The sequence below is a fragment of the Streptococcus sp. SGI.013 genome, from assembly GCF_050315295.1.
GTDB lineage: Bacteria > Bacillota > Bacilli > Lactobacillales > Streptococcaceae > Streptococcus > Streptococcus porcorum.
In genome coordinates this window covers 1-10,431 of sequence record NZ_JBNPOS010000044.1, presented here as the reverse complement: position 1 = coordinate 10,431, position 10,431 = coordinate 1, and the positions used below count along the sequence as shown (strand labels likewise).

Annotated in this window: 9 protein-coding genes; 1 reads left to right on the top strand and 8 read right to left on the bottom strand. The window is 37.3% G+C overall.

Going from position 1 to position 10,431, the window contains the following annotated elements:
* Positions 1–624, top strand: a 624-nt coding sequence (locus ACQRDX_RS08690) for a hypothetical protein (RefSeq protein ID WP_427896438.1), incomplete at its 5' end; no start/stop codon positions are given.
* A 101-nt stretch (positions 625–725) separates the two neighbouring features.
* Here ACQRDX_RS08690 and ACQRDX_RS08685 read toward each other — a convergent pair.
* The 8 genes from ACQRDX_RS08685 to murB all read right to left on the bottom strand — a co-directional run bounded on the left by ACQRDX_RS08685 (position 726) and on the right by murB (position 10,293).
* Positions 726–2,618, bottom strand: coding sequence for a beta-glucoside-specific PTS transporter subunit IIABC (locus ACQRDX_RS08685; RefSeq protein ID WP_427896440.1), 1,893 nt, complete (start codon positions 2,616–2,618; stop codon positions 726–728).
* 190 nt (positions 2,619–2,808) lie between these two features.
* Positions 2,809–3,642: a BglG family transcription antiterminator LicT gene (gene licT, locus ACQRDX_RS08680; protein ID WP_427896442.1), complete on the bottom strand. Its 834-nt coding sequence runs from the start codon at positions 3,640–3,642 to the stop codon at positions 2,809–2,811.
* Positions 3,643–3,805: 163 nt separating this feature from the next.
* The gene (locus ACQRDX_RS08675; protein WP_427896444.1) at positions 3,806–5,446 is read right to left on the bottom strand and encodes a peptide ABC transporter substrate-binding protein; all 1,641 of its coding nucleotides are present in this window, start codon (positions 5,444–5,446) and stop codon (positions 3,806–3,808) included.
* Positions 5,447–5,587: 141 nt separating this feature from the next.
* On the bottom strand, positions 5,588–6,661 hold the full coding sequence (locus ACQRDX_RS08670) for an ABC transporter substrate-binding protein (RefSeq protein ID WP_427896446.1): 1,074 nt from the start codon (positions 6,659–6,661) through the stop codon (positions 5,588–5,590).
* Entirely contained in the window at positions 6,654–7,433 is a 780-nt protein-coding gene (locus ACQRDX_RS08665) for an ABC transporter permease (protein WP_354367833.1), read from the bottom strand. The genes ACQRDX_RS08670 and ACQRDX_RS08665 overlap by 8 nt, the downstream gene beginning before the upstream one ends.
* Complete coding sequence (locus ACQRDX_RS08660; protein ID WP_427896448.1) at positions 7,430–8,224, bottom strand: ABC transporter permease; 795 nt, start codon at positions 8,222–8,224, stop codon at positions 7,430–7,432. The genes ACQRDX_RS08665 and ACQRDX_RS08660 overlap by 4 nt, the downstream gene beginning before the upstream one ends.
* Complete coding sequence (locus tag ACQRDX_RS08655; RefSeq protein WP_354367837.1) at positions 8,208–9,362, bottom strand: ABC transporter ATP-binding protein; 1,155 nt, start codon at positions 9,360–9,362, stop codon at positions 8,208–8,210. The genes ACQRDX_RS08660 and ACQRDX_RS08655 overlap by 17 nt, the downstream gene beginning before the upstream one ends.
* A 28-nt stretch (positions 9,363–9,390) precedes the next feature.
* The gene (murB, locus tag ACQRDX_RS08650) at positions 9,391–10,293 is read right to left on the bottom strand and encodes a UDP-N-acetylmuramate dehydrogenase (RefSeq protein ID WP_427896451.1); all 903 of its coding nucleotides are present in this window, start codon (positions 10,291–10,293) and stop codon (positions 9,391–9,393) included.
* Positions 10,294–10,431: the final 138 nt, after the last annotated feature.

Sequence of the window (10,431 nt, the reverse complement as noted above, 5' to 3'; positions counted from 1 at the left end):
ACCACTTTATTCATTGTTTTTCTAGTTCAAAAACCTAGAAATAAAAAGAAAATATGGTCTAGTGTTGGTGCAATGATAACTCTACTTTTCGTGATGCTCATTGGATTGAATGATACAAATCCAGATACTGAAACAGAAACCACTAGCGAAACAACATATTTATCTAGCGAAGAAACTAAAGATTACTCTGATGAGGACACTACATACGAAGAAAGTAGCTCTTCAAGCAGTTCATATTCTTCAAGTAGCTCTAGTTCGTCTTCCTCATCTTCAACATCAACAAGTAGTTCTCAACCTTTTGATCCAAACAGTTATCAAACTGTAGATTTTAACACTTGGAATCATGACGATGTAAAAATTTCTGAAAAAATACAATTGACAGGAACCGTTGTTCAAAATACTGAAAGTGACGGAGACCATATTTTACGAGTAGCTATTAATGGAGACTATGATCAAATTATTTTAGCCCAAATTTACTCTTCAACTTATAATGATGTTATAGCTGAGGATGATACAGTCACTCTCTACGGATTTAACATGGGACTGACTAGTTACGAAACTGTCTTTGGGGCAACAAAAACTCTCCCAGCTTTATTAGTTAATGAATATGATGTAAGCTATTAACATAAACCTTACTATCAAAAGTATACTTTCTATACAATTAAAAAACAAAAAACCTACTAAACTAGCTTTAAAAGCTAAATACAGTAGGTTTTTATTTGTATTTATTTTACAACCGTCAAAAGATAATCTCCAACATCGATACGGCTTTCTTGGGTAGTCAAGACATCTTCAAAGTCAGCTGAATTAGTGATGACAATTGGTGCAATAACAGGAAGTCCTGCTTCTTTGATGGTATTAACATCAAATTCAAGAAGTTTTTGACCTGCTTGAACAGTATCCCCTACCTCAACAAATGATTTGAAACCTTTACCTGCAAGTGAGACGGTATCCATACCGACATGAATCAGCAATTCTAGACCATCTTCTGTTTTTAAGCCGATAGCATGTTTGGTTGGGAAAAGAAGAGTAACTTCTGCATTAGCTGGTGCTACTACTATACCATCTGTTGGGTCAATCGCAATACCTGCTCCCATGGCACCTGAAGCAAATACTTCATCTGGCACATCAGCAAGTTTCACCACTTTACCAATCATAGGACTAGCTAAAATGTTAGATTGTAGTTCTTTGGCTTTTGGAATAACTGGTTCTTCTTTTTTAGTATCTGGATTTCCATAAAGTGTTGGAACAGGAACAAAGTATTGAATCAGAAAAGCAATTACAACTGCAGCAATAGAAGCCATAATAGCGACATACATACCAGACATATCCCCTGTTTTAGAGTTAACTAATGATGGATATAAGAAAACTCCCAGTGCTCCAACAGAATAACCAATAACATTTGCAAACATCATATAAGCCCCAATTAGCCCGCTGACTGCACAACTAATAATAAATGGTGTGCGCATTGGTAAAGTTACCCCATAAATTGCAGGCTCTGTTACCCCAAAAATAGAGGAGATAAAAGCAGGCATGGCAACTGATTTTACTTTTTGTTCTCTTGTCTTAAGCATAATAGCTAAAAGAACTCCTGTTTGCGTAAAGTTCGGTAAAAGTGCAGGTACTAAGATAGAAGATTGTCCCTTAGTTGCTGTATCTAAGATAGCAAGCGGAACAATAGCCCAGTGTAAACCAAACATAACCATAACTTGCCACATAGCACCTAGAACTAAACCATATAAAATCGGACTAAAGTTCATAATAGCTTGGAAGAAACTACTAAGACCATCAGAGGCCAAGTTAGCAACTGGACCAACCACCAAGAAGGTTAAAGGAACTGAAATCAACAAGGTTACAAATGGAACCACAAAAAGTTTAACAACATCTGGTGTTACTTTACGAACCGCTTTTTCAATATGAGAAGCCACCCAAATCGCCAAGATAGCGGGCATTACAGTAGAGAGATAGCCACCTGTCGGAAGCGTAAATGGAATACCAAAAACATGATTGAGGTTAGCTTTACTCAAGGCATCAACTGAACTTGATAAGGTCGGATAAACCAAAGCTGCACCAATGGCAAGGGCTGTAAATTCATTGAGCTTGAATTTACGTGCCGCAGTGAGGGAAATCATCAAAGGTAGATATTGGAAAAAACCATCTCCTGCTGCATTTAAAATCACATAAAGTGCGCTGTTATCAGCACTCAGTCCTTGAGCACCCATAATAGCAACAATTCCCTTGATAATACCAGCAGCTGCCAAAGGTCCTAAGAAGGGTTGGAAAATACCAGAAACTAAGTCAACAAAGCGGTCAAAAAGATTCCCTTTTTCTGCTTGGTTATCAACAGCATCAACCTCACCAACTCCTGATACGCCTTGCGCTAGGACAGCTGCATAAACATCTGGGACGTGGTTACCAATCACCACTTGGTATTGTCCACCCGCCTTAACAACTGTTACCACACCTTCTCTTTGTTTAAGATAGTCCGTGTCTGCCTTAGCCTCATCTTTTAGACGAAAACGCAAGCGTGTCACACAATGCCGTAAATCGACAACATTTTCTTTGCCCCCTACGTGTGCGACAATATCTTTTGCAAGTTCTGAATAATCCTTTGCCATATCTGGCTCCTTTCTTTTCTGGAAAAACAGAAAAACCTAAATATATACCAAACGTCTCTCTTTCACATGACAAAAAGAGATAATGTTTCGTATATATTTAGGTTTTGCCTGCCTACCAGTAACAATCCTTTACTACGCTATTTATTATAACATAATTCAGAGAAATTGCAAGCGTTTTCTTTTCAAAAATTTACTTTTTTTCTAAACGTTGTAGATGAATGGTCAGATACACCTGTTCATCTTTGCTCATCTTAAAATCATAAGCTTGCTCAACAAAAATCTTTATTCGCTGACTACACGCAAATGCTTCTGGATAATTATGTTGCACCTGTTCGTACAAAAACTCATCATTTTGACCTTCTTCCATGTTGGACAAAACCCTTTGAGCAAAATAGTTTAAATGGGTCACAAAACGATGATAAGACACTGAGTTTTCATCAGCGATTTGTCCATAATACAAGCGAACAATATCCAATAATTGTTGGACTAATTTTGTCAGTCCTTTATGACTAGAAAATTGATCTGCATTTTTTTGAGCATTCACAAAATGTAGAGCAATTGAAGCCGCCTCATCTTCAGGAACATCCAGTTGAAATTTGGCCTTTATTAAATCTAAAGCTTCAAGCCCCAATTGATATTCTTTCAGATAAAATTTTCTTACTTCCCAAGTCAAGGGATTTTGAAGCACCAGTCCTTCTTTCAGACGCGCCAAAGCATAGTGAAGGTGATCACCTAAAGCAATATAAAGAGACAAATCAAATTTTTCATTTAGTACTTCTTCTGCACGGGTAATTAAGCTCTGAATCAATTCCATCTCATCTGCCGATAGCGCTAAACTGGCTAAATCAAGCTGACCCTGTGAGGCATCTTTTTCTAGAACAAAACGCTTTTCAATCTGTTCATGATCAATCTCTTGGCCTACTTTCTTTTGAAAACCTAGCCCTTTTCCCATGACAATCAACTCTTTTCCAGTCTCATCACTAACTTGCACAATGTTATTGTTATAAACTTTAAGAATTTCCATCCTGTTTCCGCCCTTTCTTACTTCTATTATAAAAATTTTTTGGAAAAAATAATAGACTAAAAATAGGAAATAACCACTTTCATCTTAAAAAGACTGGAAAAATCCAGTCTCTAAACTTAGAATGATTTAAAAAGCTTAAATTGCCATCTTTTTATTGATAGATTTATTTTTTATAAGCATAGGTTAAATCTAAAGGCAAACCAGTAGTATGACGGACAACGCCTGTCAAGTCAGGATTTTGTAGGGCTTTTGATCCTCGGAAGAACAGAGGGTTAAAGTTAGCTTCATCCATCAAGGCTTTTTCAGCTGCCTTATAGTTTTCGACGGCTTTTTCAGGATTTAAAGCATTTGTCGTAATGGCTTCCTGATAAGCTTGGTTGTAAGCGACATTATCAAATTGACCGCTATTGTAGTAAGCTCCTTTAGCAAAAATACCATAGAAAGTTGACCCCTCAGGGTAGTCTCCCATCCAAAGAGAGAAGATAATATCAAAGTTTTGTTTGCTAGCATCTTCTAAACGTTGCTTGAGAGGGACAAATTTTGTTTCAATCGTTAAGCCTGAAAAGGCTTTTTCCCATGCTCCTTGTAGATAAGTCAAAGCTGATTTTGCAACAGCAGAATCTGAATCTGCTGTAATGGTCAAGCTAACCTTTGACTCACCAATTTCTTTCAATCCTTCTTCAAACAATTTTTTAGCTTCTGCTAAGTCATAAGTATAGCCTGGAGCAACCAGTTCTGACAAATCTTTTCCACCAACAGTTGCCAAACCATAAGGTGCCAAACCTGTTGCTGGACGAGAGCCAGTTGGAACAACTGTTTCTACAAAAGTTTCACGATTAGTCGCTAAGTTCAAAGCTTGACGAATTTTTTTATTAGCTAAAGCCTTGTTGGTTCCTGTTTGGTTATACTCAAGGTAGGCTGACGTTGCCTCTGGCACATCAACAAGGTTGTCGTCCTTGGCATTAGCTTTATAAAGACTTGGTGTCGCAGAGATATTAGCAAAATCAAGCTGACCTTGCTTATATTTTTGAACAGCAGTCTCAGGTTTTTTAATCACTTCCAAATTAACGGTTTCTGTTTTAACCCGATCAGCATTCCAATAGTTTTTATTTTTGACAAACTTGAATTCATTATTGGTACCATTCCACCCTTCAAAGACATATGGACCTGAATAAAGTTGGTGCTCAGAAGTTGTTCCGTACTTGTCCCCTTCTTTTTCCACAAAAGATTTTTTCTGTGGCAAGAAACTTGAAAAGGCGAGGAAATACTTCATTTGAGGCGTTGGGGCAGTTAAGGTAAAAATAACTTTATTGCCTTCAGCTTTAACTCCAAGTTGACTCAAATCTGTGATGGTCCCCTCATTGATTTCCTTGGCGTTTTTGATATTAGATTCCACAGCTAGATAAGCAGATTGCGATGCTGTTTTAGGATCTAAGATACGTTGCCAAGAATAAACAAAGTCTTCTGCTGTGAGATCTGATCCATCAGACCATTTTAAACCATCACGAAGTGTTGCAGTATAAGTTAGACCATCTTCTGAAACATCTAGTTTTTCTGCCAAGTCAGGCACAAGCTCACCCTTATCGTCAACACGTAGCAAGTTGCTACCTGTGTTACCCAAAATTGTCCCAACAATTGTATCAGTTTGTTTTGAAATGTCTAAAGTAGTGACCTCAGCTGTTAGAGCAACGTTAAGCGCCTTATCATCACTTGTCTGACTGCTTCCGCAAGCCGCTAAGGTCATAACAGTTGCAGTTGTCAATAGTCCTAAACTAACTTTTTTTAGGTTTGGTTTTAACCCCATCATAAGCTCCTTTTTGCATAAAATATACATCATTATACTATTTTTATTGATTTTTTTCAAGCTTCTGCTCTTAATAACTGAAAATATGGGATTTTAAAAACCTCCTTATCGGAATAATTATTCACTCAAGGAGGTTTTTATTTATTTTCTATACATTTTAAACTGTAAAAAGAGATCGTTATAAATGCCTAACCATTTCTGTCCTAAGTTATCATAAACTTCCAAACGTTCAATCACATCTTGGCTAGGATAAAATGCTGGGTCATCTTTTACCTCTTTTGGCAACAGATCTTTAGCTAGCTTATTAGGGGTAGCATAGCCGATATATTCTGCATTTTGCGCCGCATTTTCTGGCTCTAGCATAAAGTTTATGAAAGCATAAGCTTCTTTTTGATGCTTAACTGTTTTGGGAATCACGATATTATCAAACCAGAGGTTAGACCCTTCACTTGGCACGACGTAATGAAGGTGTTCATTGGCATCTAACATCTCACTGGCTTCGCCTGAGAAGGTAACTCCGATAGCGGCATCTTCATTGATGAGATAGCCCTTCATCTCATCGCCAACGATTGCCTTGATATTAGGGGTCAAGCTATTCAGTTTTTGCTCAATAGCTTTTAGTTCAGACATTTTCTTAGTGTTTAAACTATAACCTAGAGTATTGGCGCCAAATCCTAAAACTTCCCTTGCACCATCGACTAGCATGATATTATCTCTATACTCTTCGCGCCAAAGGTCTTCCCAATGTTTCGGCGCTGTTTGAACCATCTGATCATTATAAACAATACCAACAGTTCCCCAAAAGTAAGGAATGGAGTAGTCGTTATTCGGATCAAAACTTTTATTTAAAAAAGAAGGATCAATATTTTCTAGTCCCTTGATTTGACTTTTATCAAGCTTAACTAGGAGATTTTCCTTAATCATCTTATCAATAGTATAATCACTAGGGATAGCGATATCATAAGTCGTCCCACCTTGCTTCACTTTGGTGTACATAGCTTCGTTTGAATCAAAAGTCTCATACTCCACCTTTATCCCTGTTTCCTTAGTAAATTTTGTCAGAAGTTCTGGATCGATATAATCTCCCCAGTTATAAATCACTAATTTGTTACTATCTGACTGATTACCTGATTTCAAGTTCATATAGGAAGAAGTGAGCGATAATAAAACAATAATGGCAACAATCCCTGCTAAAAAAGAATATAATCTACGCATCTATCTTCTCCTCTTTTTCTCTTGAAATAAAATAGTATCCAATCACAAGCAAAATACTAAAGAAGAAAACTAAGGTAGAGATAGCATTGATTTCTAAAGAGATACCTTGTCTAGCTCGTGAGTAAATTTCAACCGATAAGGTTGAAAACCCATTTCCTGTTACAAAAAAGGTGACAGCAAAATCATCCAATGAATAAGTAAAAGCCATAAAATACCCTGCAATAATCCCTGGGGTCAAGTAAGGCAACATCACTTCTTTTAACATCTGATAAGGAGTTGCTCCAAGATCATAAGCAGCATGAACCATATCTTGATTCATCTCTTTTAAACGAGGCAAGACCATCAAAACAACAATTGGAATCGAAAAGGCAATATGACTGAACAAGACCGATGTCATTCCAAGTTTAAATCCAATTTGAGTAAATAAAATCAGAAATGCCGCACCAATCATAACATCTGGTGCAACTAGTAAAATGTTGTTAAGTGACAACAAGCGATTCTGTGTTTTTAACTTGGTTTGATGCAGATAAATTGCCCCAAAAGTTCCAATAACCGTCGCCAACAAGGAGCTGAGAAAAGCTAATAGAAAGGTTTCCACTAAAATCAACATCAAACGACTATCACCAAACATCGTTTGATAATGCTCAAGAGTCGGCTTGGTGAAACCATTCATATCTCCTCCAGCATTAAAGGAGTAAAAGATAAGGTAGGCAATAGGAGCGTACAATATGATAAACACCAATGCCAGATAAATTTTTTCAAACTTCTTCATTGACGTCTCTCCTTTGTTACCCACATAATCATCAGCATTGCTAGAATCAAAATAACACCGATGGTTGATCCCATACCCCAATTTTGCGTAGTCAAAAAGTGTTGCTCAATAGCCGTTCCAAGCGTAATGACTCGGTTACCGCCAATCAAACGTGTCAACATAAATAGACTAAGACTTGGGATAAAAACGGATTGCACCCCCGAACGAACACCATTCAAAGATAAAGGAAAAATAACCTTAGAAAACGTTTGCCATTCTGTTGCCCCTAAATCTCGACTAGCATTAATAACATTTTTGTCAATATCATCCAGTGCGTTAAAAATCGGCAAAATCATAAATGGTATTTCAATGTAGCTGGCCACAAAAATAAAAGAAAAATCTGTAAATAAAATTTGTTGAGGACCTAAGCCCATAAAACCTAAAAAATGGTTAATCGCACCATGTTGACCAAAAATCCCCATAAAAGCATAGGCTTTTAGCAAAAGATTGACCCACGTTGGCAAAATAACTAACATTAGCCATAATTGTTTGTGCTTAAGTCGCGTCAACACCAAGGCTGTAGGATAGGAAATTAATAAGGTAACCAGAGTAATGACACCTGCATATAAAATTGAGTTAAAACTCATTTTTAAATAGGTTCCATTAGCAAAGAATGTCTGGTAGTTCCCCAGAGTAAAATGACCTTCAATATCAAAAAATGAGTTATAAACAATCATTAATACAGGAGAGAGGACAAAAAGGAAAACCCATAAAAAGTAAGGAAGAGAAAAAAAGTTAGCTGTTTTCTTCATTTCTCTCCTCCTCAATGGCATTGATCAAGCCATCTTCATGCTCTTCCATTTCAACATACTCTTCGATTCGAGCATCAAACTCTTCTTCTGTCTCATTTAGACGCATGATGTGAATATCTTCTGGAGTAAAATCAAGACCAATGACCTCACCTTCGATCGCCTTACGTGTAGAGTGAATCATCCATTCATTTCCCAGCTCATCATAAGCAATAATTTCATAATGCACGCCACGGAAAAGTTGGGTATCCACTTTAACTTGGAGTTTTCCTTCCTCTGGTAAGGTAATTTGCAAATCTTCTGGGCGGATGACAACTTCAACAGGTTCATTCGGACGCATCCCTCCATCGACTGCTTCAAACCGCTTACCATTAAACTCAACCAGATAGTCCTCTATCATTGTTGCCGGTAAGATATTTGACTCACCGATAAAGGTAGCCACAAAATGATTGATAGGCTCATCATAAATATCAACTGGAGTTCCTGACTGAACAATTTCCCCTTCATTCATTACAAAAATCCAATCACTCATTGCAAGAGCTTCCTCTTGATCGTGGGTAACAAAGACAAAGGTGATCCCCAAGCGTTGTTGCAACTCACGCAACTCGTATTGCATATCGGTGCGCAACTTTAGATCAAGCGCAGATAAGGGTTCGTCTAAAAGAACAACACGTGGTTGATTGATAATAGCTCGCGCAATGGCAACACGTTGACGTTGACCACCAGATAATTTCTGAATGGCACGTTTTTCATAACCATCTAGACGAACCATTTTTAGAGCTTCTTTAACACGATTTTCAATTTCTTTTTTGGCAACCTTTTTTAACTTTAAAGGAAAGGCTACATTTTCAAAAACCGTCATATGAGGGAAAAGTGCATAACTTTGGAAAACCGTATGCACATCTCTTTTATTGATAGGAATATCATTGATACGCTTACCATCTAGATAAACATCCCCGCTACTAGCATCTAATAAACCCGCAATAATGTTCAAGATAGTTGATTTTCCTGACCCCGATGCTCCAAGGAGGGTATAAAACTTCCCTTCTTCTAGCTCAAAATTGATGTCTTTTAAGACTACTGTACCGTTATCTTCAAATACCTTTGATACGTTTTTAAACGCAATGATTGGATTAGTCAATTCTCATAAAACCTCCATGACTTTTCTATTATGTTAATTTTTCACCGATAATGCGAACTTCTGGCTCTAAGGTCACACCTGAATGCTCCTTGACCTTTTTAATAACATCTGCAATTAAATTTTCATAGTCTGTTGCAGAACCATTGTCAACGTTCACCATAAAACCAGCATGTTTGGTACTCACTTCTACACCACCTACACGGTAACCTTTTAAGCCAGCTTCCATAATCAGCTGACCAGCAAAGTAACCAGGCGGACGCTTAAAGACAGATCCACAACTTGGATACTCCAACGGTTGTTTTAGCTCCCTCAAATGATTTAAACGAGTCATCTCTTGTGAAATCGGAAGATAATGACCTGGTTTGAGACCAAATTTTGCAGAAATCACCACTTCACCTGTATCCTGTATAGCTGAACGGCGATAGCCAAAACGCATCTCACGATTACTGATTGTTTTGATTTCTCCATCCTTAGTTAATACCTTAGCAGATAAGAGGATATGTGCGATTTCACCACCATAAGCACCTGCATTCATAAAAACAGCACCACCAACACTACCTGGTATACCGCAAGCAAACTCAAAGCCTGTTAAACTATGGAATTTCGCAATTCGTGTGGTTTCTATCAAATTTGCACCGGCATCTGCTTCAATCACATAGCCATTGACAGTTGTTGTGTTTAATTTATCAAACATAATGACAAAACCGCGAATACCACCATCTCTCACAATAATATTGCTGGCATTTCCCAAAACCATCCAGGGAATTCCATGACGATTGGCAAACTTAACAATCCGTGATAGTTCATAGCCATTTTGAGGAAAGGCTAAAAAGTCTGCTGGACCACCAACTCGTGTGTAGGTATAATCTTTCAAAGGCTCATTGATACGAATGTCAATGCCAACCAATTCTATATTCATTTTTTCTAACATATCAGATCTTTCTTTACACATACTTATCTATACTTTAAAAATTATTTCAAGACACAATAAAAGAGTTGAGCTCTTTCTCAACTCTTCCATTATATCAAATTTTTAGCTATTTGACGATAATTGTCAACAATATTTATT

Bases quoted from the DNA above. Each gene is read 5' to 3' on its own strand.
- ACQRDX_RS08660 (WP_427896448.1), bottom strand. From the start codon at position 8,224: ATGAAGAAAACAGCTAACTTTTTTTCTCTTCCTTACTTTTTATGGGTT.
- murB (WP_427896451.1), bottom strand. From the start codon at position 10,293: ATGTTAGAAAAAATGAATATAGAATTGGTTGGCATTGACATTCGTATC.
- ACQRDX_RS08685 (WP_427896440.1), bottom strand. From the start codon at position 2,618: ATGGCAAAGGATTATTCAGAACTTGCAAAAGATATTGTCGCACACGTA.
- licT (WP_427896442.1), bottom strand. From the start codon at position 3,642: ATGGAAATTCTTAAAGTTTATAACAATAACATTGTGCAAGTTAGTGAT.
- ACQRDX_RS08665 (WP_354367833.1), bottom strand. From the start codon at position 7,433: ATGAAGAAGTTTGAAAAAATTTATCTGGCATTGGTGTTTATCATATTG.
- ACQRDX_RS08670 (WP_427896446.1), bottom strand. From the start codon at position 6,661: ATGCGTAGATTATATTCTTTTTTAGCAGGGATTGTTGCCATTATTGTT.
- ACQRDX_RS08675 (WP_427896444.1), bottom strand. From the start codon at position 5,446: ATGGGGTTAAAACCAAACCTAAAAAAAGTTAGTTTAGGACTATTGACA.